Here is a 23,837-nt window from a genome sequence, read left to right as displayed (position 1 = left end):
TTTACAGCTGGTCTTTCGTGAACATGAAGGGCAACAGATCCTCCACCGATTGCAGGCGGATGACTTTGCCGTCCTCGGCTTGCATGATCAACCTGATGGGGGCGTTCTGGCGGTTCTGGTACTCGGCCATTACCTGGCGGCAGGCACCGCAGGAACAGGCCTTCAGGAAGTGGGACTCGTGCCGCCGACGTACCGTCACGGCCATCATTTCAATGGTTTTATCTGGGTGGTTAGAGCCCACGCCAAACAAAAGGGTCCGCTCAGCGCAAAGACCAGAGGGGTACGCGGCGTTTTCCTGATTGGTGCCCTGGTGCAGGCTGCCGTCTGAAAGGAGCAAAGCGGCGCCTACCAGATAATTGGAATAGGGGGCGTAGGCGTTGTCTGTGGCTTGCTGGGCGAGGAGAAGGACCTGCCGTTCCTGATGTGTTAATTCCTCGGGGGAAGACACTACCTCATAGGTAATGTTGAGTTGTACTTGTTCTATCATAAGGTGCGATTTCCGCACGAGCACGTACGGGAGCCAAAGTTAACAAGTTGGCCCCAAAAACCAAGAAGTGGTTGTCTGTCCGGGATAAATTGCCCATTTTAAGGCCCTCATCCTACCCTGCACTATGAAGAAGATACTGCTCCTGGGCGCCGGCCGCTCCGCCACCGTACTCATCCAGTACCTGTTATCCAACGCCCAATCCCAAGGCTGGCAAGTGTCCATCGGGGATGTCTCCGTGGATCATTTAGGCCCGTTTTTGCAGGAATTCCCCCAAACCAGAGCGTTCCCCTTCAACGTGCAGGACGAGGCGCAGCGCGGGGCAGAGATCGGCGCCGCCGATGTGGTGATCTCCATGCTGCCGGCGCTGTTCCACCCGTTGGTGGCCGAGACCTGTTTGGCCTTGGGAAAGCACCTGGTGACGGCCTCGTACGTGCCGCCGCAGATCAAGGCGATGCACGAGGAGGCCCAGGCCAAAGGCCTGACGTTTCTGATGGAGTGCGGTCTGGACCCGGGCATTGACCATCTCTCGGCGATGCGCATCATCCACCAGATCCAGGCGGCAGGGGGGAGCATCACCTCGTTCAAGTCCTTCACGGGCGGACTCATGGCCCCGGAGTCTGACAACAACCCTTGGCACTACAAATTCACCTGGAACCCGCGCAACGTGGTTCTGGCGGGCCAGAGCACGGCCAAATACATTGAGAACGGCGCTTACAAATACATCCCGTACCCGCAGCTTTTCCGGCGCACCCAGACCTTCCTGGTAGAAGGTTACGGTTCCTTCGACGGTTACGCCAACCGCGACTCTTTGAGTTACCGCGAGCCTTACGGTTTGCAGCACATCCCCACCATGTTGCGCGGAACCCTCCGGCGGCCGGGCTATTGCCAGGCCTGGCAGGTTCTGGTACAACTAGGCCTCACCGATGATTCTTATACTCTGGAAGATTCCGCCCGCATGACCTACCGGCAGTTGGTGGAAAGCTGCCTACCCGAAGCTGACCAGGAAACTTCCTTAAGAGAGAGAATTGCCTCTTACGTGGGCCTTGCCCCTGATGCCGAGGAGTTGCGCCTGGTGGAGTGGACCGGGTTGTTTGATGAGGCACCCATTGGGATTGAGCATGCCACGCCTGCCCAGGCCCTGGAGAAACTGCTGGTGGAAAAATGGAAGCTGAGCCCTGGCGACAAAGACATGATTGTGATGCTGCACCAGTTTGAGTACGAACTGAACGGCCAGCGCAGGAAACTGACGTCTTCCCTGGTGGTACTGGGCGATGACGAGGTCCATACCGCCATGGCGAAAACGGTGGGGCTTCCGGTAGGCATTGCAGTAAAGCTTCTGTTACAAGGCAAGTTGCAGACCAAAGGCGTCGTAGTGCCTCTGCAAGCTGATCTCTACAACCCTATTCTGGACGAACTGGAGCAATATGGCGTCCGCTTCCAGGAGCAAGAGTAGCCATTTTAACGCCGATTTCCAGAAAACAGGCGATAAAAGGGAATTGCCTGCGGCGGAACTTGACAGAGAGAAATCAGAAAATCAGGTAATACTCTTTAAGCAATTCCCGGAAAGCAGCGGTGTAGGAGTGGTCTTTTTCCCGCACCGCCAGCACCTGTTCTGACGGAGCACTTGGCTGGCGGGAATACGTGTGGATGGCGCGCAGCAGTTTACCGTGGGGTGTGGCCTCTAACCAAAGAATGCCGTTGGTAAAGAATCCCAGCTGGTGCGCCTCGCGCTCAAACACTTTGGCTTCATGCGGAGGCAAGAGAATATGCAGTTTCCCGTCCGGATTTAAGAAATGCTGGGCAAAGGAGATGATCTCAGAAAATGAAAGCGTCTCCGTGTGTTTGGCCTGGTTCTTCACCGCATCCGTGGATTTGAGCGAGGCCTGGAAAAACGGAGGATTACTGATAATGGCGTCAAAAGGCGTGGGCTGAATGTCGGCAAAATCCTGCAGACCCACCGGAAACAACTGTACCCGATCTGCCCAGGGACTGGCTGAGATGTTTTCCTGCGCTTGCTTTGCGGCCACCACCTCAATCTCAACTGCTTCAATCTGCGCCTCGGGGTTTCGTTGCGCCACCATCAAGCTCAGCAAACCCGTTCCTGCCCCAATATCCAGAATGCGTTTCGCGCCCGTCACATCTGCCCAAGCACCCAACACGCAGGAATCAGTGCAGACCTTCATGGCGCACTGGTCCTGCCTGATCAAAAACTGCTTAAACCGGAAATAGTCGTTGGCCACTGGGTAATGTGCTAATTAGGTAATGTGCTGATGTGCTAATAGATTCTAATGTGTTAATGTGCTAATCTGCCAATGATAAGTGGCCAATTAAAGGGCTATGTTGTAATGCAGAATAAGGTAGGAGCTTTGGCTTACAACAACTGGGATAAACGTCTTAGCTGAAAATAGCACATGAGCACATTAACTTATTAGCACATTAACCCGCGGTTGGGTTTGCCTCGAAGCCTTTGTCTGGGGGAAGGTTGGGTTGGAGGGCGGCGGCTACGGCCAGTTCATCGCAGCGCTCATTCTCGGCGTGGCCGGCGTGGCCGCGGACCCAGACAAAACGGACCTGGTGCTTGCGGTAAATCTTGAGGAAACGTTGCCATAGATCGGGGTTGGCTTTGCCGGTGAAGCCTTTTTTCTCCCAGCCAAACACCCACTTCTTCTCCACCGCATCTACCACATATTTTGAGTCTGAGTAAATGGTGACCGGGATGCCGGGCTTGGTGATGGACTCCAGGGCCACAATCACCGCCAGCAGTTCCATGCGGTTGTTGGTGGTCTTCCGGAAGCCCTCGCTGATTTCCTTCACGTGGGGGCCATACCTGAGAATAACGCCGTAGCCGCCAGGGCCCGGATTGCCCCGCGAGGCACCATCGGTAAATACTTCTATCAAAACGTATGCGGTTAGTCTGCCGCAAAAATACCCAACCCGCCGCAAGCAGCGGCCTAATAGGCGCAGAATATTTTCCCACGGTTTGTTGGTGGGCCTAAGCAAACCACCCGTTCTGCGCCTGTTTTCCTTAAATTGGCCTTAAAACAGCAGGGCAGGAGTAAGACTAAGTAAGCGGAAGCAATTTAACTTCCATTTACTTCCTCAATTAGTCAATCACTTATTCCATCATTCTCTCACTCAATCCTTCACTCATTACATTACTTCGCGTAGCTGATGGTGGCATTAAAGCCTACCCCGCCTAAAGTCATTTTCTCCCAGGCTCCCTGGCTTGTTTCCCGGGTGTAGCTGGGCTTGTTGAATAGTCCGGCGCTGAACCAGAGCCCACCGCCCCCTAGATTTCTGACCAATTCCAGCGAGAGCAACACATCAGCGTCGAGGTAGATGTTGCGGTCGCGGAGGTCCAGCATGATGCCGTCGCCCAGGTCTTTCTGGGCCACGTTGAGGTAGATGGGTTCTCTGAGCACGTTTTCCTCCGGGCCGTTAGGGCCCATGCGGTAGACATTGATTCTCAGGAAAAGGGTATCGTACGCGTTGCTGGCGATGTTGAAGGTCACCTTCTCCAAGAACGATGGCTTTTTGACGTCCAGCACCGTGCCTATCTCGGTGCCCAAACGGTTGCTTTTGAACCCGGCGGTGGTGCTTTTAGAGTTGGTGGTGTTGCCCACCACTTTGGTCACGTACTTGCGCGGCTTGACCACCACTTCCTTCAGGGCTACGGCCTGTTCCCGTAAACTGATGGTGGCGGACTGCTGCCCGTATTTCTGTTTGAAGTCACCTACTTTCCAGCTTTGGGTCGCGTACCCGAGGGCCGAAATCTGCAGCGTCTCCTGGTCAAGTGCTTCAGGCAAGGAGAGCGCAAATTGGCCCTCCGAGGTAGAGACGGTGCCTACGTTCTGGCCCACCACGCCAATATTGACGTACTCCAGCGGCCGAGATTGTGCGTCTACAATTTTGCCTTGGATGCGCTGTGCCTGGGCCAGAAAAGAAATCAGGAGGAAGAGGAGTGTGAAGGAAGTTTTCATACGGTGGCTGTTTTCTCTCTAGATGCAGAGACGCCACGGCAGGTTGCTTGGGTTTTCAGAAAATGCTTTCGATTAGCTTAAAGGCAAATAAAAAAGCAGCCTTCTGTTTCAGGGCTGCTTTTACCAAATCAAGCTTAAAACAAAATCAGATGCTCACGTGCGTCTTGAACAGCTTGATGGCGATGGCCAGCAGAATCACCCCGAACACTTTACGCAGGACCTCGGTGCCGTTCTGGCCCAGTTTGCGCTCCAGCCAGTTGGAGCTTTTGAGCACGATGTACACAAACAGCAGGTTGAGCAGGATACCTACCAACACGTTGGGCAATGCGTAGGCCGCGCGCAGAGAAAGCAGCGTGGTCATGGTGCCTGCCCCCACAATCAAAGGAAAAGCCAGCGGCACAATGGAACCGGTCTTTACCTCGGGGTTGGAGTGGAACAGGTGAATGCCCAGCACCATTTCCATCCCCATTAGAAAAATAATGATGGCACCCGCCAGCGCGAAAGAAGCAAAGTCAATCCCGAAGAGCCGCAGAATCCCGTCGCCCAGGAACAGGAACACAATCATGAGGGCGCCTGCTACCAGCGTGGCTTTCTCAGACTGGATGACTCCCTCGCGTTGCCGCAGCTGGATGATGATGGGAATAGAACCCAAAATGTCAATGATGGCGAACAGGATCAGGCTAACGGAAACAATCTCTTTGAAACTGAAATGGGGCATGGCAATAATTTGCGGCGGTTAAGGGGTTTGCCGCCGCAATATTAGTGATAATGGTTGGAAATGAAATTGCGCAGCACCTCATAGTCTGAATCTGCGATGGCCGGGAAGTTGGCGATCCGGAAGGTGTTCTTGGCCCAGGGGCCATAGCCGTTGCCCAGCGTGATGCCCTGCGTGGCGGCAATCCGTTTGGCCTCGGCAATCCAACGGTCGGGGCCTTTCACCGAAACTACCGTAAGAGAGCGCACCTCGGGGTTCTCCACCAATAGCTGCATCTCCGTGAGTTCCTCAAAGAACGTGTACAGGTCTTGCGCGCGCTGGACCAGTTGCTGGTCAATGGTTTTGATAAGCGGCCGGTGCTCCATCACTTTCTTGAGCAGGTACAGGTTGAGCACGTTGGGCGTATAGGCGGTCTGGTAATTGAGCATTTTCTCGTGCAGGAACACCAGGCTGTTGTAGTATCGGCGGTCATTGAGGCCCTTGGCCCGCTGGATGGTGCGCGGGGAGCACACCAGCACGCCCATGCCGGCCGGCAACCCAAAACACTTCTGCACCGAGGCAAACCAGATATCGGCCCGGATGAACTTGAGGTTCGCCCCCGCCATGCTGGAGGTGGCGTCCACGGCCAGCAGCGGATCTTTGAATTGGTTCTGTAGTTTGAGCAGCGTGTTCATGCTCACGTGCGTACCGTTGGACGTCTCGGTCTGGGTAACGCAGATCAAATCGGTATCCTCTTCCACCGGAATGTTGGGCACGTCCAGCACCTCCTCCAGCCCGAAGGCCTGGCCGTAACAGTCGGGCCGCAGGCGCTTGGCGTACTGGTACCATTTCTCCCCGAAGGCCCCGTTGTAGAGGTGCAGGCTTTTGTGCGGCGTCAGGCTCTGGGCCAGGATCTCCCAGCACTCGGTGGCCGAGGAGGTGAAGAAAATATAGTAGTCCTGGGGTATGTTCAGGCGGTTGCGCATGAGGCCCACCAGGTCACGCATCATCTGCACAAAGCGCTCGCCGCGGTGCGGAATACTCAGCATCCCTTCATCGTAAGCCATGGTCAGGTAATCCCGAACCTCGGGGTAGACTTGGGAAGGACCCGGATAGAAATTAAGCATGGGCAGAGGCGGTGGTATGTGGTGGTGGAACGTTGCGTGAATTTTGGGCAAAGGTAATGCGCCGAAAGCTGTCTATGGGCTGTTTCAAGGCTGTTTTGTAGAAAATCAGCCCAAAATGAAACCCTGCACAGACCTCCGCTAAAATGACCTACACGTGAAAAACGTACGCTGGTTACGCTTTGGTGTAGGTAAATCCTACCTTATTCGGCTTCTGCCGCTCAAAGTACTGCAAAGCAAGCCGATAGCTCTCCAACCCGAAACCGGAGATGCTGCCCACGCACCGGCCGCCAATATAGGTCACGTGGCGGGTGGCCTCGCGGGCGTACACGTTGGAGATGTGCACTTCAATCACGGGCGTTTCAATGGCCGCGATGGCGTCTGCCAAGGCCAGGCTGGAATGGGTATAGGCCCCGGCGTTGAACACAATGCCCTGGTAATGGAACCCTACCTCGTGCAGTTTGTCAATGAGGGTGCCCTCTGTGTTAGACTGGAAATACTCCAGCTCCATGTCTGGGAAACCGGGGATGAGGTCTTTCTCCAGGTAATCTTCAAAAGAGCGGGATCCATAGATAGACTTCTCGCGGCGACCCAGAAGGTTCAGGTTAGGGCCATTCAGAATAAGTATTTTCATAGTAGTTAGGTTTGCGTGGGGCCAAAAAAGCGCGCCCGGGGTCATGACCAAATGTACGTAATAACTACCTTTGGGCGGCTATTTCCTATAAACCATTTGGTTATAATTTGGATTTAGCTATATTTAGCTTTTACCTCCCCCAAATGAATTGGTCAGTAAGTCTTACCCAATTTCAAGGATATCTCCAGTTAGAGAAATCCTTGTCAGGCCACTCTGTAGAAGCTTACCTACGTGATGTGCGCAAACTGGTGCAGTTTTTAGAAACCACCCAGCAAAACATAGGTCCCCTGGAAGTACAAGCCCCGCACCTGCAGGCTTTCCTGGAATGGATCAACACCTTGGGTATGACGTCGCATTCACAGGCGCGCACCATCTCCGGCATCAGGTCTTTTTACAAGTTCCTGATCATGGAAGACCTGCTGAACGCCGACCCCACCGAGACCATTGAAGGCCCTAAACTGCAGCGCAAACTCCCCGACGTCCTGAGTTACGACGAGATCGTTTCCCTCTTTGAGGCCATTGACGTGAGTACCCCCGAGGGCACCCGCAACAAGGCCATGCTGGAGACGCTCTACAGTTCCGGCCTGCGCGTCACCGAGTTGATTGAGCTGAAGATCAGTAACCTGTACGAAGACCTGGGTTTTCTGCGGATTGCCGGAAAAGGCAACAAAGAGCGCTTGGTGCCCATCGGGCGGGATGCCCTCAAGTACATCAGGCTTTACCTGGACAATGTGCGCAATCACCTGGTCATCAAAAAAGGCCAGGAGGATTTTGTGTTTCTCAACCGCCGGGGCGCCAGCTTAAGCCGGGTCATGGTGTTCACCATCATCAAAGACCTGGCCGCCAAAGTAGGGTTGGAGAAAAATATCTCGCCACACACGTTCAGGCATTCCTTTGCCACGCACCTCATTGAAGGCGGCGCCGATCTGCGGGCCGTGCAGGAGATGCTGGGCCATGAGTCCATCACCACCACCGAGATCTACACCCACCTGGACCGCGACTACCTCAAGCAGATCATGCAGGAATTCCACCCGAGGAGCTAGTTGCTGATTGCTGGTTGTTGATTGTTGGGATTAATGGAGAACAAGTCAATATGGGCAATCATTAATAGGTAATTGACTTCACTGCATTTCTAGCCTGATTTTTCCAAAATACCTTAAAAACAGAAAGCCCGAAGTTGAATAGCTTCGGGCTTTCTGTTTTAAGAAGAACCAAGGTTTACTTCAGGGCCAGTTGGCGGGCATCGGCGGCGATGACTTTCTTGTAGAAGGCCTGGAACTCGGCCATCTGCTGCGGCTGAATGATGTCTTTGGTGAACCTGAGTTCGCGGGTGAACACCAGTTGGCTATTCACCTTCTTGTACGTGAGCGAGTACTCCGCCACGGGGCAGGTCAGTTTCACCGATTGCGGTACCTCGGCCAGCACTTTCTTGGCGGGCAGCGACATGGTGATGGTTTCCCGGTCATGGTCGGCGTAGAGGAGTTGGGTCAGGTCCAGCGGAGTGGCGCGGGTTTCGTTGAAGGTGAAATCGCGGGCGGTGGCTTTGCTGGTCCAGGGCAGGGAGAACAGAGACATGCCGCCTACCTGCGTCACCACGTCATTGGCCTGGTAAGCCAGGCGGCAGCGCACCGTATCTTGCGGACCTTCCAGTCCCTTGAAGGACAGCTCGGTTAGTTTCACGCTGGCCATGGAGGCATTGATGGCCTGCTGCACGATGCGTTCGCGTTCCTGCTGACCGGCATCGCGGTAGCGTTGCTTGGCTTCGGCGGCCATGGCTCCGGTTTTATAGTTTTCCTCTACCACGGCCAGGTCATTGTTCACCAACTGCACTTTCACGTTGCGGTCAATGATGTTCTGGGTCCGGACTTTGGGATTCAGGTGGGCAAGGCTGCGGTTGGCCTGGCTCTGTTCATCGTCAATCTCCAGAATGCCGGACTGCAGCATGCCTTGGTACAGACTCCCGAAGGGCAGGAAGTTAGAGGTCAGCTCCACGTACATTTCTTTCTCCGGCAGGTTGATCTTGGCGATGCAGTGGTTGAAATCAATGGACGGCAGCACCAGGTCATCGTAGCCGTTGTCTCGGGTGTTCACCAAGACAAGCTGGGCCGGAACGTCTACCTCGCGGCACATGGCTACAAACAGCGTGGACACGTCTTTGCAGTCACCAATTTTGGTACTGAGCACATCAGATGGTTTCTGCGGCACCAACCCGCTTTGGCGGAACGGGATGGAGCTGTAGGTGATGTTGCTGGTGATGTACTCGTAAATGGCCTGGGCTTTCTGCACCGGTGTGAGGTTCTGCTTACCGGCGAATACTTCCTCTACGGCCTGTTTCACCTCATAATCGGGACGGGCTTTGGCGGCGGCCAGATCGGCGTACCAGTTGGAGATGAATTTCCAATCAGGGAACGAGGAGATGTACAGGGTCTGGCTTACGTCTGAGAGCACCGGCATCTTGTCCTCGGGTTGCATGCCCGGCTGGTCTTTCTGTTCCCACACATACAGCTTGAATTCATCGGCGGACTGGACTTTGGGCTCCAGGGCTTTTTGGGTCACCTTGTACTGGAACTTGGTCTCGGGGTCTACCAACAGGCTGTAGCGGGTGGTTTGGTACGGCAGGTAGTGGGTGAAGAAATGGCGGTCCCAGAAGTGCGAGGCCAGCTTACCTAGCAGGTGGTTTTCCAGTTTGTAGGTGATGTGGATGGCATCGCCGGGCTCCAGGTTGGTGAACACCAGCTGGCCGTTGTTGCTCTCGGCGGGCACCTTGTTGCCGTTCTGCTTCACTACCTCGGCTTTCTCCAGAAGCTGGCGCTGCATGTTGTGGTAGTCAATGCCGTATTCTTTCCAGAACTCCACGCCTTGCTGGTTGAAGGTCTTTACCACAATGGTGCGTTTCTCTTCAGATGCGCCGCCTTTGTACACCACTTTCTGCACCTCGTCCAGCAGCACTAGGCTGCTGTGCTCTGGGTAAGCCGCCGCGGCCGGGGCTTTCTTGATCAGGGCATAGACATCGGTCTGCGGGAAGTAGCTGAACACCTCTTTCTTGTTCTCCAGCTGGCGCAGTTCTTTCAGGCTGGTGTAGTCCGTGGGGTCCAGTTGGATGGCTTTCCGATAGGCGGCTAATGCTTCTTCTTTTTTGTCCTGGGCTTTGAGTGTTTTGGCCAGATCGGCCCAGTACTGCCCTATGTAGGGAGAGAGTTGCAGTGTCTTGCGATAGGCTTCCTCGGCCAGTTTATGGTTCTGGGCTTGGGCGTAGATGTTGCCCAGGGTGTGTTGGATGCCTACGGCCACCGGCTCCTCCTGCAGGTACTGCTGGTAGAGCTTGATGCCGTTGTTCATGTCGCCTTTGTCAAAATAGACGGAGGCCAGCCGCTGCGAAACGGCGTAGGAACGGTTCTCCTTCAGGAACTTCTTCAGGACATTGGCTGCGCCCGCCTGGTTTTTGTTCACGTTCTTTTCAATCATGTACTTGAGCTCAATGAACGTGGGGTTCTCGGGGTAATTGGTGTAGCCGCGCTCGGCCAGTTTGATCACCTCGTTGAACTGCTCTTTCTTAGACAGTACTTTGATGCGCTTGGTCAGGATAGACTCATCAAAACCTTGTTGCTGCTCCATCTGGTCCAGCAAGGCCAAGGCTTGGGTATAGTTCTCTTTCTCCAGTTCATCGTCAAAACGCAGGTCCAGGGAGAACGGCAGGTTGGGGTCGTGCTCCTTGAGCCACTCCAATGCTGTGGTCAGCGAGGTTCTGTTTTCCTCGCGCTGGTAGGCCTCTAGTTGCCGAAGCACAATGAAGCTACTGTTGGGCACCATTTTCTGGGCCTGACGGTAAACACGGCGGGCATCAGAGGTTTTGTCGTTGCGCAGAAAGGTGTGCGCCAGCATGAGTTTGGGCAGTACCTGGTTGGGGTTGTCCTGAGCTTGTTTCTGGAAGAATTCTTCTACGGCCAGCGTGATAGGCGTGGGCGCAGACCCGGTGTCTTTGGTATAGGCCTGGAAAGCGGCGGTGGAGGTAAGGCCCTGCATCGGGTTTCCTTTCTCGTCGGTGAGGCGCACTAGGAAGTTGGAGCGGCCGGCGTAGCTTTCGCCTACCTGCACCAGAATGCGGTTTTGGCCTTTTTTTAGAGAAACAGGCGCTAAATAGGTGTCCACATCGTTGTTCCGTTCCACGTCATCGGCGAAGACCAGCCGGTCATTCACCCAGGCTTTCAAAGAGCCGGAGACACCCATTCTCAACTGCAACGTCTGGTCTTTGGGGCTGTTCACGAAAGTCTGGGCGTACACCGCCGCATCATTGAAGTAGAAGTGGTAGGTAAAATCGATCCATTTGTCATTGCGGGTAGCCGGGGGTGTAAACCAAGAAACGATGGCGCCGTGCTTGTTGGTGAACGTGGCGTTCGCCTCCGGCTTGGCCAAAGGCCCGAAGTCCTTCGTGAAACCGCTGCCCGACATGTTCTCGAACTCGCCCACCATCTGCCACTTGTCCAAGGCTCCTATCTGGGCATACGCCTGATGGGCCTCCGCCGGCTGGTTCGTGGTCTCGTAGTGGCTGCCCAGGATAGACCAGGCCATGGCCTTAAGCGTACCGTCGGCTTTGGGGTCTTTCACCAGGTTTTTCAGGAAAGCCAGTTGCTCAACGGTTTTCTTGCCGCTGCCTGCCATAATGGAAGGGGTAGTCCAGAGCGAGTACACGTACGGATACGGGTTCTGGGATGCCTTGAAGAACTCCTGGAATTCCCGGAAAGCCTCGGTACCCGGGCGGTCCATGGACGCCAGCAGGGATAAGCCCAGATGCGCCTCGGCTTTGGTAGCGGGTTCCAGAGACGCTTTCTTGAAAAGCTCCCGCGCCTCTGCCCGTTTGTTGTCGTGGAAGTTGAGCCAGGCCTCTTCCAGGGGAGGGGAGGCAGGCGCCGCCATGGCCGGAAGGCCAGGCAGTAAGTACACCAACAGCAGCAGAATGGCGGCCAGTCGGCGGGAAAGGGAGGGTGCGGTACGCATGAGTGAAAAGGTGAAGTAATTTCTTTCTATAAATTACCGCAGATTCTCACAAGTTACCAAGCCGATATAAATATTTATAGGAGGGCTCCAAAAACGAATCCTGTTTTGGAGCCGTTTATGGCAAAACAGACTTAAAACCAGAAGGCTTACGGCAGCAGTCGGAAAAGCTCCGCGGCCGCGGCAAAGGGTGATTTCTGCCCCTGCGTCACCTGCCCCGAGACATCTTCCCACTGCGCCTTCACCGCAGGATGCTGGTAAAACCGTTCCTCCAGTTGTTGCCGGATGCTGTGCCGAAGCCAATGCAGGTTCTGTTCCTGGCGCCGCTGCTGAAAATAGCCGTTCCCTTGCGTAAGCTGCACGTACTCCATCACCGAATCCCAGATAGGCGCCAGTCCGCTTTTCTCAAACGCCGAGCAGACTGTAACCCGGGGGCTCCACTTGGAGGCGCCCAGCGGAAACAAGTGCAGCGCGCCTTTGTACTCGGCTTGGGCGCTGGTAGCCGCAGGCAGGTTGGGTCCATCGGCTTTGGTGATGGCAATGGCATCGGCCATTTCCATGATGCCCTTCTTGATGCCCTGCAGTTCATCGCCGGCGCCGGCCAGCATTAAAAGCAGGAAGAAATCCACCATCTCGTGCACCGCTGTTTCAGACTGACCTACGCCCACTGTCTCCACGAAGATCACGTCAAAGCCGGCGGCCTCGCACAGCAAAATGCTCTCGCGGGTGCTGCGGGCCACCCCGCCCAAGGTCTTGCCCGCCGGCGAAGGCCGGATGTACGCCTTGGGATTCGCCGATAAGGTTTCCATGCGGGTTTTATCACCCAGGATGCTGCCGCCGGTGCGCTGACTAGTGGGGTCAATGGCTAGGACGGCCAGGTTCTTGCCATGCTCTTCCAGCAGGTAATTCCCGAAGGCCTCAATAAACGTGCTCTTGCCCACGCCCGGCACGCCCGTAATCCCCACCCGCACCGATTTGCCCGCGTGCGGCAACATTTTCTCCATGACCTCATGGGCCAAGGTCTGGTCAGAAGGTAGGGTACTTTCCATTAAGGTAATGGCGCGGCTCAGGAGCACCCGGTTCCCGGACAGAACTCCGGCGGCATACTCGTCTGGGGAAAATCGTTTCGGCACTCGTTTCGGGGCTGTTTTCAGAAAAGTACGCGAAAAATAAGAAAAGGGCGCGTAAGAATTACAGAACGTGGTGAATGGGCTGAACTGAAAACTTGGCTGAATGAGCTTTAGCTTGAGAAATAGGCAGGAAATATGTTAAAGACCAATCTCTGATAGGGGTAAGGCAATAGTTGGCTGTATCTTACTACAAACAAACTATTCCTAGGTATGAAAGTAGCAATTATTGGCACTGGGCGCATGGGCCAGGGCCTACTCAAAACTTTTTACCCATCCTACCGCCAAAATGTATGGTTTACGGGTAGAGACGTAGCACACGCCCAAAGGGTGATTGAAGAACTTGGCCTGCCCTTAAAGGCGGTGCCACAAGAAGAGGCGCTACAAGCAGATGTCATCATCCCGACGCTATGGTTCAGGGACCTGTTACCCTGGGCGCAGGAACACAGAGAAACCCTGAAAGGGAAAATAGTTATTGACATCACCAATCCCTTCAATGAGAATTTTGATGATTTTACCACCGCTTATGATACTTCCGCGGCCGAGGAACTACAGAAAGTTATCCCAGACAGCCAGGTAGTTACTGCCTTTAAGAATACGTACTGGGTAGTGTTTGATACTCCAATTTTGCAGGGGCTGAAAAGCGACGTGTACGTAGCCTCTAACAGCGACCAAGCCAGAGGAAATGTGATGCAGTTGCTGAAGCCGCTGCCCTTCAGGGTTCTGGATGCAGGTCTGCTGAAAAACAGCCGTACCATTGAGCGAATGACGCTGCTTTCCTCAGAATTAGCCAGGAAAGCAGGTAGCCATCCCAGAATTGCTTTCAACCTTTGGGGGCTGGAGCACGAAGGCTTGCCCAGAGAAAAGCAAGACAAGACCGTTGCTCTGAAACCAGTCTCCTAACTTAGGAACCTAGACCGCAACGAAAAAGCGAAGGCTAACCTTACTTAGTTGGTAGCACCGCGCTGGTGGATGGAGCCAGGTTCTGGAAGTAGAAGCCGGGGAAATTGGGGAGGCCCAGGGCGCTTTTCTGATCCTCCAGTTTGATGCCAGCGTCTTTGTAGTCGCAGTTTACGCCCAGGGCGTTGGGGTTCCGGATGACGCCGAGCCAGTTGCTACCGTTACGGGCCACATAGATGCGGCCATCGGGACCGAGCTGCAGGGCTCCGATTTTTCGGCTCATGCTTTTGGCCACTTGTTTGCCCGAGTGGATGATGGCATCGTTAGAGCCAGCAGCCAGGTCGAACTGGAAGATGCGGGCCTCGCCGCCGGCGATGCCGTTCTTGCCGCCGTAGAGCTTGGTGCCGTCCGGAGAAAACTCCACGCCGTAGGCCTCGTCAAACTTGCCTAAATCCACAGCCAGGGCCAGTTTCCCGTTCTCGTTGTTGAAATCAAAAACCTCAATCTTGTTTACGGCCGCCCACGTAGCCACTGCCAGTTTGTTGCCGGCCGGCGAGGCTTTCATGTACCCAATGGTGGCGCCGTTGTCGCCGGAATGGATGCTGCCTAGGTGGCTTTCCACGGGAGTGAAGGTAATGCCATTGGACGTGATGAGATAAGCATAGAAAGCCGAGCTGTTCCAGCGGTGGGTGATGACCCAGTAATCGCGGCCGTTGCGGTGCTTTATAGCGGTCAGTTTCTCGGTGACCGGCGCGAAGATGAGGTTGTTTTTGGAGACCACCTCGCCCAGGCCGCCGTTCCGGCTCAGGTCAATGAGGTGGTACTGCAGGCCGTGGCTCTGGCCCTGAAAATCGGTGGTGAAAAGGTAATACAGGTGCGAGGTGCCGGGTTTGGGCAGGATCACCGCTGACTGGGTGGAGGACTCGTGGCCTTTGAGGGAGTCGCCGTTGGCCATGACCTGCTTGTTGCGGTTCCAGACCTGCATGCCGTTGGTATAGAACAGAAGGTTGCCCAGGGCATCTGACAGCACGGCGCAGCCTTCCTCGCTGAACATCTTACCGTCTTTCAGGGGTTGAGGATTGGCCGGGTCAGCAAAGGATAAGCCCGCGTTTTGCCCGAAATACCAAGTGGTCGCTTCTTTCTGGGCCAGGGCCGTCCGTGAAAGGAACCAGAAAGGAAGCAGGAGCAAAATTCTATAGGTATTCTTCATCTTCACGTAAGCAAGGCTGTTTTACCAGCAGAATTCAAAGATTAAGCCAGAATCTAAATAACGCCCCTTCCGGATTTCTATTGAGGCTAGACCCACCTTTTTGAGGAAAGCCCCTCTTCATGGATGTAACTAGCTGTTGTCTAGATCTCTATTTTATGGCTTTTCTTTGCTGTTTCTGCCAAATTCCGGTGAGGCAGAGAACCTAATGGGGTAAAATATTGTAGCTTGCCTAAGAATAGCAATAAAGAACCAAGAAAAATTTATTTTGCTATTCAGGCCATGCCCTCATCTATGAAGCAAGAAGTAAGAAACTCATTGGGAAAGCTCTTCCTCACCACCCAATATGAGCCGTCGCACCACTGGGTCTATAACAACTGGATCGGGTACCAGTCCTTTGACAGCATTGTGCAGGGCGCCAACGTGTGCCTGGAGGTTATTTCTTCTTCGGGCAGTTCCTGTCTCCTCAATGATAACCGGCAAGTGCTGGGGCCCTGGAACCATGCGGTAGAATGGATTGCTACTGACTGGACGCCCCGCGCGGTGGCCAGTGGCTTGCAGTATTTTGCCCACGTGGTGAGCGATGACTCCCTGGCCAAAGTCTCCAGCGAAGAGATGCACCAGAAAGTGGAGGGCTTTGAGATGCGGATGTTCTCTGACATGGAAGACGCCAAACGCTGGCTCAACACGAAGCTGAAAAGCAAGGTTAACTAACCTTTTTGGGGCCATTTTCTGAAAAGGGGCTCTAAACTGAAAATACAAGGCACAAAAAAAAAGCGGCTCCGTTTAGGGGCCGCTTTTTTTATTTCAAGACTAAAGAAGATTAGCTTCTCGGGTCCAGGGCTTCGGTGATACGGTCTGAAAGATCCAGCAAGTGGTAGTTGCTCAGGGAGTCTGACTGGCCAGCGGCCGATGCTTTGATTAGGTTGTTGATGTTCCGTAGTTCGGCTTTGGCTACTGAAACCACATCGCTCGAACGGGCATCCATGGTAGGGGCGGTGTTACCACCTCTGCCACCCTGGGCTGCCTGAGCACCCGCCGGAGCCGGAGCCGGTTTTACGATGTCAATCAGTTCCTGCACGTACATTTTCTGCAGGTTACGGCGGTACACGTCAATGGCCTGCTTGTTTTTCACCTCCTTGAAGATGGAACCGTTCATGTCATTGAAGAAGTCAGTCACCTTGTAGGCTTTGCCTCCGTCCATGGCTTCGGCGGCGATCAGTTTGGTCAAGGTGCTGTTGCTGATGAGGCGGTTCAACACAGCCTGCTGGCTGCGCGACACAACTACCATTGGGTTGGAGCCGGTGTTATTCAGCACGTTTGGCGCCAGTAACCAGGTTGGCGTGGTGAACAATTGCTTGTCCAGGAACGTCATGGCCTCTTTCTGGGTGGCTGCCGGCGTGCGCTCGTACACCACGCCTTCCATTTCCACTGTTTTCGGGTTCTCATAGATACCGCCAATGTTCTTGGCCACGTGGCCCATGTAGCGGTTGAACTGCGTGGTCAACTGGCCATACATGGTTTCCAGGTTCTCGTAGCCTTCGTTTTCTTCCTTCGTCCACTCAGGAAGCTTGGCCAAAATGCGCTGCAGGTTTTTGATGCCGTACTCAGACGCTTTCATGGCATTGTCGCTCAGGTCCTCGTTCTGGGAATGCGGATCATCTGGGTTGGTCTCCGTTCCGAACCAGTTGCGGCGGTTCTTCAGAGCCTCCACCGTCATTTTGTTCAGAACCGGAATTTCATCCTTCGCGCTTTTGGCGTTTGGCAACATCTTGTAGCCCCACTCAATGGCCCACAGGTCATAGTCACCAATTCTTGGGTAAATGCCTTTAGACGTGATGTTGTCTTCTGGCTGCGCTACGTAGTTGAAACGGGCGTAGTCCATGATAGACGGGGTGTGGCCGTTGGCTTCTACCCACTTCTTGTTGCGCAGGTTTTCTACTGGTACCGTGGAGCTGGAACCGTAGTTGTGGCGCAAGCCCAGCGTGTGCCCAACCTCATGCGAAGACACAAAGCGAATCAGATCACCCATGAGTTCATCAGAGAACTCCATTTTGCGGGCACGCGGGTCAATGGCGGCCGTCTGGATAAAATACCAGTCGTGCACCAGTTTCATCACATTGTGGTACCAGTTGATGTGACTTTCCATGATCTCGCCGCTGCGGGGGTCAGAGGTGCTGGGACCGCTGGCATTCGGGATCTCAGAAGGCTTGTACACGATAGCCGAGTGACGCGCATCGTCTATGCTCCAGTTCGGGTTCTCTTTTGCAGATGGCGCCTCTTTTCCGATGATGGCGTTCTTGAAACCGGCTTTCTCAAAGGCTTTCTGCCAGTCGTTCACACCAGCGATCAGGTAGGGTACCCATTTCTTCGGCGTAGCCGGGTCAATGTAGAATACGATGGGTTGTTTAGGCTCTACCAACTCGCCGCGCTTGTACTTGGCCATGTCTTTTTCCTTGGGCTCCAGTCTCCAGCGTTTCACCATCTGGATTTCCTTTATGCCTTGCGGATTGGCGTCAAAATCGGTGTAGCCTACGGTGAAGAACCCAACGCGCGGGTCAAAGTAACGCGGCTGCATGGGCTTCTTCGGCAATACCACCATAGAGGTGTTCACTTCAATGGTAGAGGAACCGTTCAGGTTAGAGTTGGCGGCACCTGCGCCGGCCGGTGCTGCCCCGAACCCGGTGGTAGGAGGAGTCAACACGTAGGTTTTCACGGTGGTTACTTCCACGTTCTGTGGGAAGCTGCGCACGTTCTGGATGTAGCTGCGGTCTGGGATGAAGTTCCCTAACCGGATGCGGGTTTTGGCATTTGCTGAGCTGAACGAGAAAATCTCGTTTTCGCCTTTGATGTAATCGGTCACGTCAATCACGCTCCCTTTGTTGCCCGGGCTGTAGGCCGCCACGTTGAAGGCCGCCACAATGGCCTGCACGTTAGAGCGCTGCACCGACTGGAACATAGACTTGGTACTGTCTGGGCTGTATGTGGCGTAGGAGATCTTGCGCATGAAAATGCGGTCATCCGGACCCTTTTCAAACATGATCACCGATTGACCAATTTGGTCCCCGGCGTACCCAGAGGCAGCACGCACCTCGGCGCCGGCCTTGGAGATACGGTTTACCACCAGAATCTCGCGACCTAATACAGAGTCTGCTAATTCAAAGAAGTATTTGTCTTCAACTTTGTGGGTTTTGAAAAAGCCAGATTTAGACTGGGCTTTGTCTGTGATGACCTCGGCGTAGGGCTTTGGTTTTGAGGTTTTGGCGGCATTGCCGGCCATGCCCGCGGCCCCGGCTACCCGACGCGTAGAATCGGCGGGCTGGGTCCGACCCTGGGCCATGGCTACTCCGGCAAAGGAGGACACCAGCCCCAGCGTCAATAAGAATTTCTTCATACTAGGTTTGCTTGTAAGTTGTGTAAAGGGTTGCGTATAGTGTGGAACTCACGCAGGCTTAGACAAGCAGGGTAGAAGAAGGTTTAATCAGATAAGAGAAAAATAGAAAATATTGAGTGTGCGTTTAGGGCTCTTTTTGGTGAAATAGGGCTGGAAAGGCATGTATCAGTTATGCACTTGTTTGTTTACTCTTCCTCGAAGAAGTCTAAATCAAGCTTCTTCACTTCATATGATTTAGAAACCGAAACTCCCAGATTATAGTCAATCATATATTGAGCTAATTGCTGCCCGTCAATTAAAACTATTTTGGTTTCATTACGGGGCGTATAGGCAATAGCGTCTGATGAAAATCTGGAAGTGGTAATAAAGACTCCTTTCTTGGCACCTTGACCTGCAAGAGCACCTACAAAGCTTTGAATATCTGGTCTGCCTACTGGGTTGTTATCCCAGCGCTTGGCTTGAATGTAAATGACATCTAACCCAAGGATGTCTTCTTTAATGATTCCGTCTATGCCTCCATCTCCAGATTTACCAAGGGCTTTGCCAGCTTCTCTAAATGAACCACCGTAGCCCATTTTTACTAATAGTTGAACAACCAGTTTCTCAAAAAAGGAAGGTGTTAAAGCCTTGATCTTAGTTAAAATTTCCTCAACCAACTCTTGCCGTATCCCCTGATAGGCGTTCTCTAGTATTTCCTCTGGAGTTGAAGTTGATTCAGTGATTGGTGATTGTTGTGTTGAGCCAGAACCGTTTGAATTTGTTGCTAATTTAAAGTCTATAAACTCTGGGAATTGATTGAGGAATTTAACATTGATTGTAGTCGGGTTCTCTGCTAAAACTTTCCTACCTCTTTCAGTGACATTGAAGTAAGATTTTTTTGAAGATTCTAACAATCCTGCCTTCTTGAGATAAGTAGTTGCCCAACCTACCCTGTTTGAGAAAGTAGGTTGGGTACCACTTGGTAAAAGTTCTGTTAAATCTTCTTGAGTTAGGTTGAAATAAGTAGCAAGTGCCTCTACAGCTTCTCTAGTTTTATGTTCTTTGCCATCTGAAGAAAACTTCAGAAGTGGGAGCATGATTGTCTGGTAATCAGGAATAGCCATTGTTCTTTTTTAGAACTTCAATATAGCTTTTTCTAATATTCCTTCAGCAATTTCTCCAAGATCTCCTGCGCAGCCACGCTAATCACCGTGCCCGGTCCGAATACGCCCGAAACGCCTGCATCATACAGGAATTGGTAATCCTGGGCGGGAATCACGCCACCGGCAATGACCAGAATATCCTCGCGGCCTAGTTTCTTCAATTCTGAGATCAAAGCCGGAATCAACGTTTTGTGGCCTGCGGCCAAACTACTCACACCTACCACGTGCACGTCATTCTCGGCGGCTTGCAAGGCTACTTCCTCCGGGGTCTGGAACAACGGACCTAAATCCACGTCAAAGCCGAGGTCGGCAAAGGAGGTAGCAATTACTTTGGAGCCGCGGTCATGGCCGTCCTGTCCCATTTTGGCCACCATGATTCTTGGGCGGCGGCCTTCCTGCTCGGCAAATCTATCGGCAAGCCCTTGGGCTTTGCCGAAGTTCTCGTCATCTGATATTTCTGAACTGTACACGCCGGATATAGATCTGATGGTGGCCCGGTGACGGCCGTAAACTTTTTCTAAGGCATACGAAATCTCGCCCAGGCTGCAGCGCACGCGGGCGGCGTTGATGGACAATTCCAGTAGGTTTCCTTCGCCGGTTTCAGCGGCTTGGGTAAGCGCATCCATGGCAGCAAAAACAGCGGCATCATCGCGGTTCTCGCGCAACTGGGCCAACCGTGCTAACTGAGACTCGCGCACGGTAGCGTTGTCAATGTCTAGAATTTCCAGTTTCTCTTCTGTCTCTGGACGGAATTTGTTCACGCCCACAATCACGTCTTTGCCGGCATCAATGCGAGCCTGCTTTCTAGCCGCGGCTTCCTCAATGCGCATTTTGGGTAATCCGGTTTCAATGGCTTTGGCCATACCGCCCAAGCGTTCCACCTCCTGAATCAAATTCCAAGCCCGGTGCGCGAGTTGGTGGGTGAGGGCCTCTACGTAATAGGAGCCGCCCCACGGGTCTACGGTCTTGGTGATGTGGGTTTCCTGCTGCAGGTAGATCTGGGTATTACGGGCGATACGTGCCGAGAAATCAGTGGGCAAAGCTATAGCTTCGTCCAGGGCGTTGGTGTGCAAACTCTGCGTTCCACCTAAGGCAGCGGCCAAAGCTTCCACTGTCGTACGGGCCACGTTGTTGAATGGGTCCTGCTCGGTTAAGCTCCAGCCCGAGGTTTGGCAGTGCGTGCGCAAGGCCAAGGATTTATCGCTCTTCGGGTTGAACTGCTTGATGAGCTTGGCCCACAGCATCCGTGCGGCGCGCATCTTGGCGATCTCCATGAAGTGGTTCATGCCAATAGCCCAGAAAAACGACAGCCGCGGCGCGAAGGTGTCAATGTCCATGCCCGCGGCCAAACCGGTGCGCACGTACTCCAAGCCATCCGCCAGGGTATACGCTAGCTCTAGATCTGCCGTGGCCCCGGCTTCCTGCATGTGGTAGCCCGAGATAGAAATGGAATTGAACTTGGGCATGTGCTTGGAAGTGTAGGCGAAGATATCGGCGATGATCTTCATGCTGGGCTCCGGCGGATAAATGTAGGTGTTGCGCACCATGAACTCCTTCAGGATGTCGTTCTGGATGGTGCCGCTCAACTGCTCCGGTTTCACACCTTGTTCCTCCGCAGCCACAATGTAGAACGCCAGAATAGGCAATACGGCGCCGTTCATGGTCATGGAAACACTCATCTGGTCCAGCGGAATCTGATCGAACAGAATCTTCATATCCAGGATGGAATCGATGGCTACGCCCGCTTTTCCCACGTCACCCACCACGCGCGGATGGTCTGAATCGTAGCCCCGGTGGGTGGCCAGGTCAAAGGCCACGGAAAGCCCTTTTTGCCCCGCTTCCAAATTTCGGCGGTAAAACGCGTTGGATTCCTCGGCGGTGCTGAACCCGGCGTACTGCCGGATGGTCCAGGGGTTCTTGACGTACATGGTGCTGTAGGGTCCGCGCAAGAACGGCGGTAGTCCGGCGGCAAAATCCAGGTGCTCAAAGGCAGCTGTGTCTTCTTTGGTGTAGAAGTTTTGCAGCGGCAAGCGCTCGGCTGTTTTCCAGGTTTTGGGCTGCGCTTTGGGTTCGTTTCCCAAAATGGAGCCCTGAAACGTGAAGGGAATCTTAGTGAAATCTGGTTTCATGTGTTCGTATCATGTAGCAGGTATCAAGTATCTAGATGCCTGCATGAATTATCATTGGTGAAGTTCCGGCTGATTCATCTCGCTTGTCTTTCTAGCTCGCTCACAAGGTCCTTTCAAGATGACAAGAGGGAGGTAAGTCCCTAACTCAAGACTCAGGACTCAGGACTGACGCGTGCCGGGCGCGTTACACGCCCAAGCGCTCCTGAATGCGGGTGATAATTTCCTTGGTGTCACAGCCCCTGAAGAGAAAATCATCGAAGCCATTGGCCTGGAGCTCTTCTTTTAACTGCATGGGGTCATCGGCTAGAATCAAGGCCGGGCCCTGACGTTGCTGGGCACGCATGCCTTTGGCAAAGGACTCGGCAAACTCGTTGAACTGGCGCTCTGGCGCCGCCATGACAATCACCTGCACATCCAGGTCTTTCACGCCTGCCAATGCCTCTGTGACACTGTCAAACTTGAGTACCTGCGTGGTGAAACCAGAACAGGTGAAGAACTCGCGCGCAAAAGTGGCATGGATGTGTTCTTGGATGGCCGTGCCCATGTGCACCACCAACGCATGCGGCCGCCGTTTTTTCTTCCGGAAGTGCAGCTCGGTGGCCAGCCGCATGACCTCGTAGGAGTACGCGGCGCGGGTGTTGTCAAACTGTTTGCTCTGGATCAACTGCTCCGGGTCGAACTCGTGCTGCTCATTGGAGTTGGGGAACTTGTTCGTGCCCACCAGTACTTCTTTGCCGCTGGCGATGTCCTTGAACTTCTGGTTGCTGGTTTCTTTGATCAGCTCCTGGATAAAACCAGCGTTGGAAGCGGGGATAAAACCGCCCTGGGCCTCAATCTCCTGGAACAAAGCCCAAGCCTTTAGCGCCATCTGGCGGGTAAGGTATTCTATATAGTAAGAGCCGGCGGCCGGGTCAATGGCCTGGTCTAGGTACGCTTCCTCTTTGAGGATGATGGGAATATTTCGGGCAATACGCTCACTGAAGTCGTTGGCCTGCCGGTACGTGGAGTCAAAGGGTTCCACCTCCACCGAGTTCACGCCGCCGATGATGGCACTCATCATCTCGGTGGTATGGCGCAGCAGGTTGGTATGCGGGTCTAAGGTGGTCTGGTGCCAGCGCGAGGTAGACGCATGGATGCGTAACGCCGAGGCGACCTCAGTAGGCACCTCATAGGCTTCCACCACTTTCGCCCACAGCAACCGCAGGGCCCTGAACTTCGCGATCTCAAAAAAATAGTTGGTGCCGGCGGTCAGGTGAAACTGCATGTTCCGGAAGATGCTCTCCGCCGACAATCCTTCTTGGGTGAGGCTGTTGGTATAACATACCGCAATAGCCAGCGAAATGCCTAATTCCTGCACCAGCGTGGCCCCCTTGTTGCTGAAGTGCGACCCGTTGATGGTGAGCGCATAGAAGTTGGGTGCGTCCAGGGTTTGTTCCAGCAAGTGCATGGCATGCTCCATGTCCAGCTGCTTGTAGCTCTCTGAGGAAAGGATTGGCGAGCATTTAAGGAAACCGTTGAGCGTGGCCAGCGAGATTCTCTTGCGGTACAGCCCTGTGGTTAGGTGGTGCAGGAAATTGGCCGCCTCGGTGGAAACCGTGTAAGAAACCGGAATTTTGGTGAGATCAATTTCCTGGATGAGGTAATCCACGTCAAAGTCGTAGCCGTTCTCCATGATGAAATGGATGCCATCGGCCCCGCGGGTGAGCGCCACCACGGCTTTGTCTATGGCTTCGCGGCCCTTGCCCGAGGAAAAGATAGGCTGTAGGTTGAGCCAACTGTTCTTGTCGGTTTTGGCGGTGCGCAGGTACGGGAACTGCCCCGGGGTGGTATTGAGGGTGCCACTTTGCGGCACGTTGGCTTTGGTGTAAAAAGGAGAAACGGTGATGTCCTCGTAGCTCTGCCAATGCAGGTCAGCGAGGTCGGCTCCTTTCAGGTCTTGTTTTATTTTGGCAACCCATTGCTCGGCCGTAATGGGGCCAAACTCGGGGAATAATGCCTCAGATGAGGTAGGGTTCGTCATAGAGAAG

At 53.9% G+C, this 23,837-nt stretch carries 18 protein-coding genes; 4 read left to right on the top strand and 14 right to left on the bottom strand.

The window, feature by feature from the left end:
* Position 1: 1 nt before the first annotated feature.
* Positions 2-487 carry a cytidine deaminase gene (locus tag FOA19_RS01350; RefSeq protein ID WP_149089003.1) on the bottom strand — a complete coding sequence of 162 codons (486 nt, stop codon included), beginning with the start codon at positions 485-487 and terminating at the stop codon, positions 2-4.
* A gap of 124 nt (positions 488-611) precedes the next feature.
* Here FOA19_RS01350 and FOA19_RS01345 point away from each other — a divergent pair, with 124 nt between their 5' ends.
* Positions 612-1,940 carry a saccharopine dehydrogenase family protein gene (locus FOA19_RS01345; protein ID WP_149089002.1) on the top strand — a complete coding sequence of 443 codons (1,329 nt, stop codon included), beginning with the start codon at positions 612-614 and terminating at the stop codon, positions 1,938-1,940.
* 73 nt (positions 1,941-2,013) lie between these two features.
* Here FOA19_RS01345 and FOA19_RS01340 read toward each other — a convergent pair whose 3' ends face one another.
* The 6 genes from FOA19_RS01340 to FOA19_RS01315 all read right to left on the bottom strand — a co-directional run bounded on the left by FOA19_RS01340 (position 2,014) and on the right by FOA19_RS01315 (position 6,919).
* Positions 2,014-2,727: a tRNA1(Val) (adenine(37)-N6)-methyltransferase gene (locus FOA19_RS01340; protein ID WP_223808679.1), complete on the bottom strand. Its 714-nt coding sequence runs from the start codon at positions 2,725-2,727 to the stop codon at positions 2,014-2,016.
* 196 nt (positions 2,728-2,923) lie between these two features.
* Positions 2,924-3,385 carry a ribonuclease HI gene (rnhA, locus tag FOA19_RS01335; protein ID WP_149089001.1) on the bottom strand — a complete coding sequence of 154 codons (462 nt, stop codon included), beginning with the start codon at positions 3,383-3,385 and terminating at the stop codon, positions 2,924-2,926.
* A gap of 257 nt (positions 3,386-3,642) precedes the next feature.
* Entirely contained in the window at positions 3,643-4,467 is an 825-nt protein-coding gene (locus FOA19_RS01330) for a carboxypeptidase-like regulatory domain-containing protein (protein WP_149089000.1), read from the bottom strand.
* A 145-nt stretch (positions 4,468-4,612) separates the two neighbouring features.
* Positions 4,613-5,185, bottom strand: a complete 573-nt coding sequence (locus FOA19_RS01325; RefSeq protein WP_149088999.1) for a MarC family protein — start codon at positions 5,183-5,185, stop codon at positions 4,613-4,615.
* Between the two features lie 41 nt (positions 5,186-5,226).
* Positions 5,227-6,288: an aminotransferase class V-fold PLP-dependent enzyme gene (locus FOA19_RS01320; RefSeq protein ID WP_149088998.1), complete on the bottom strand. Its 1,062-nt coding sequence runs from the start codon at positions 6,286-6,288 to the stop codon at positions 5,227-5,229.
* A gap of 172 nt (positions 6,289-6,460) precedes the next feature.
* A complete protein-coding gene (locus FOA19_RS01315; RefSeq protein WP_149088997.1) occupies positions 6,461-6,919 on the bottom strand; it encodes a type II 3-dehydroquinate dehydratase in 459 nt (152 codons plus the stop codon).
* Positions 6,920-7,062: 143 nt separating this feature from the next.
* On the opposite strand from FOA19_RS01315, the gene xerD reads away from it, so the two are divergent.
* Positions 7,063-7,962 (top strand): site-specific tyrosine recombinase XerD, encoded by a 900-nt coding sequence (xerD, locus tag FOA19_RS01310; RefSeq protein WP_149088996.1) that lies wholly within the window; start codon positions 7,063-7,065, stop codon positions 7,960-7,962.
* Positions 7,963-8,137: 175 nt separating this feature from the next.
* Here the strand turns inward: xerD and FOA19_RS01305 are convergent, their stop codons facing one another.
* Complete coding sequence (locus tag FOA19_RS01305) at positions 8,138-11,914, bottom strand: tetratricopeptide repeat protein (protein WP_149088995.1); 3,777 nt, start codon at positions 11,912-11,914, stop codon at positions 8,138-8,140.
* Between the two features lie 146 nt (positions 11,915-12,060).
* Positions 12,061-13,044 carry a methylmalonyl Co-A mutase-associated GTPase MeaB gene (gene meaB / locus FOA19_RS01300; RefSeq protein WP_149088994.1) on the bottom strand — a complete coding sequence of 328 codons (984 nt, stop codon included), beginning with the start codon at positions 13,042-13,044 and terminating at the stop codon, positions 12,061-12,063.
* 207 nt (positions 13,045-13,251) lie between these two features.
* Here meaB and FOA19_RS01295 point away from each other — a divergent pair, with 207 nt between their 5' ends.
* A complete protein-coding gene (locus tag FOA19_RS01295) occupies positions 13,252-13,941 on the top strand; it encodes an NADPH-dependent F420 reductase (RefSeq protein ID WP_149088993.1) in 690 nt (229 codons plus the stop codon).
* A gap of 40 nt (positions 13,942-13,981) precedes the next feature.
* Here the strand turns inward: FOA19_RS01295 and FOA19_RS01290 are convergent, their stop codons facing one another.
* A complete protein-coding gene (locus tag FOA19_RS01290) occupies positions 13,982-15,148 on the bottom strand; it encodes a YncE family protein (RefSeq protein ID WP_149088992.1) in 1,167 nt (388 codons plus the stop codon).
* A 291-nt stretch (positions 15,149-15,439) separates the two neighbouring features.
* Here FOA19_RS01290 and FOA19_RS01285 point away from each other — a divergent pair, with 291 nt between their 5' ends.
* On the top strand, positions 15,440-15,859 hold the full coding sequence (locus FOA19_RS01285) for an STAS/SEC14 domain-containing protein (protein WP_149088991.1): 420 nt from the start codon (positions 15,440-15,442) through the stop codon (positions 15,857-15,859).
* A 109-nt stretch (positions 15,860-15,968) separates the two neighbouring features.
* Here the strand turns inward: FOA19_RS01285 and FOA19_RS01280 are convergent, their stop codons facing one another.
* The 4 genes from FOA19_RS01280 to FOA19_RS01265 all read right to left on the bottom strand — a co-directional run bounded on the left by FOA19_RS01280 (position 15,969) and on the right by FOA19_RS01265 (position 23,830).
* Positions 15,969-18,539 (bottom strand): zinc-dependent metalloprotease, encoded by a 2,571-nt coding sequence (locus tag FOA19_RS01280; protein ID WP_149088990.1) that lies wholly within the window; start codon positions 18,537-18,539, stop codon positions 15,969-15,971.
* A gap of 185 nt (positions 18,540-18,724) precedes the next feature.
* Positions 18,725-19,642: a restriction endonuclease gene (locus FOA19_RS01275; protein ID WP_149088989.1), complete on the bottom strand. Its 918-nt coding sequence runs from the start codon at positions 19,640-19,642 to the stop codon at positions 18,725-18,727.
* A 32-nt stretch (positions 19,643-19,674) separates the two neighbouring features.
* Positions 19,675-21,810, bottom strand: a complete 2,136-nt coding sequence (gene scpA, locus FOA19_RS01270; RefSeq protein WP_149088988.1) for a methylmalonyl-CoA mutase — start codon at positions 21,808-21,810, stop codon at positions 19,675-19,677.
* Between the two features lie 184 nt (positions 21,811-21,994).
* Positions 21,995-23,830 (bottom strand): methylmalonyl-CoA mutase family protein, encoded by a 1,836-nt coding sequence (locus FOA19_RS01265; protein ID WP_149088987.1) that lies wholly within the window; start codon positions 23,828-23,830, stop codon positions 21,995-21,997.
* Positions 23,831-23,837 lie beyond the last annotated feature (7 nt).

Source organism: Rufibacter hautae, from assembly GCF_008271695.1.
Lineage (GTDB): Bacteria > Bacteroidota > Bacteroidia > Cytophagales > Hymenobacteraceae > Nibribacter > Nibribacter hautae.
The sequence above is the reverse complement of the archived record's forward strand: the minus strand, read 5'-3'. Positions and strand labels throughout refer to the sequence as shown.

What these genes read in the sequence shown, in the direction of transcription:
- FOA19_RS01350 (WP_149089003.1), bottom strand. Translation starts at nt 487, where the DNA reads ATGATAGAACAAGTACAACTCAACATTACCTATGAGGTAGTGTCTTCC.
- FOA19_RS01345 (WP_149089002.1), top strand. Translation starts at nt 612, where the DNA reads ATGAAGAAGATACTGCTCCTGGGCGCCGGCCGCTCCGCCACCGTACTC.
- FOA19_RS01330 (WP_149089000.1), bottom strand. Translation starts at nt 4,467, where the DNA reads ATGAAAACTTCCTTCACACTCCTCTTCCTCCTGATTTCTTTTCTGGCC.
- FOA19_RS01325 (WP_149088999.1), bottom strand. Translation starts at nt 5,185, where the DNA reads ATGCCCCATTTCAGTTTCAAAGAGATTGTTTCCGTTAGCCTGATCCTG.
- FOA19_RS01320 (WP_149088998.1), bottom strand. Translation starts at nt 6,288, where the DNA reads ATGCTTAATTTCTATCCGGGTCCTTCCCAAGTCTACCCCGAGGTTCGG.
- FOA19_RS01315 (WP_149088997.1), bottom strand. Translation starts at nt 6,919, where the DNA reads ATGAAAATACTTATTCTGAATGGCCCTAACCTGAACCTTCTGGGTCGC.
- xerD (WP_149088996.1), top strand. Translation starts at nt 7,063, where the DNA reads ATGAATTGGTCAGTAAGTCTTACCCAATTTCAAGGATATCTCCAGTTA.
- FOA19_RS01305 (WP_149088995.1), bottom strand. Translation starts at nt 11,914, where the DNA reads ATGCGTACCGCACCCTCCCTTTCCCGCCGACTGGCCGCCATTCTGCTG.
- FOA19_RS01295 (WP_149088993.1), top strand. Translation starts at nt 13,252, where the DNA reads ATGAAAGTAGCAATTATTGGCACTGGGCGCATGGGCCAGGGCCTACTC.
- FOA19_RS01290 (WP_149088992.1), bottom strand. Translation starts at nt 15,148, where the DNA reads ATGAAGAATACCTATAGAATTTTGCTCCTGCTTCCTTTCTGGTTCCTT.
- FOA19_RS01285 (WP_149088991.1), top strand. Translation starts at nt 15,440, where the DNA reads ATGAAGCAAGAAGTAAGAAACTCATTGGGAAAGCTCTTCCTCACCACC.
- FOA19_RS01280 (WP_149088990.1), bottom strand. Translation starts at nt 18,539, where the DNA reads ATGAAGAAATTCTTATTGACGCTGGGGCTGGTGTCCTCCTTTGCCGGA.
- FOA19_RS01275 (WP_149088989.1), bottom strand. Translation starts at nt 19,642, where the DNA reads ATGGCTATTCCTGATTACCAGACAATCATGCTCCCACTTCTGAAGTTT.
- scpA (WP_149088988.1), bottom strand. Translation starts at nt 21,810, where the DNA reads ATGAAACCAGATTTCACTAAGATTCCCTTCACGTTTCAGGGCTCCATT.
- FOA19_RS01265 (WP_149088987.1), bottom strand. Translation starts at nt 23,830, where the DNA reads ATGACGAACCCTACCTCATCTGAGGCATTATTCCCCGAGTTTGGCCCC.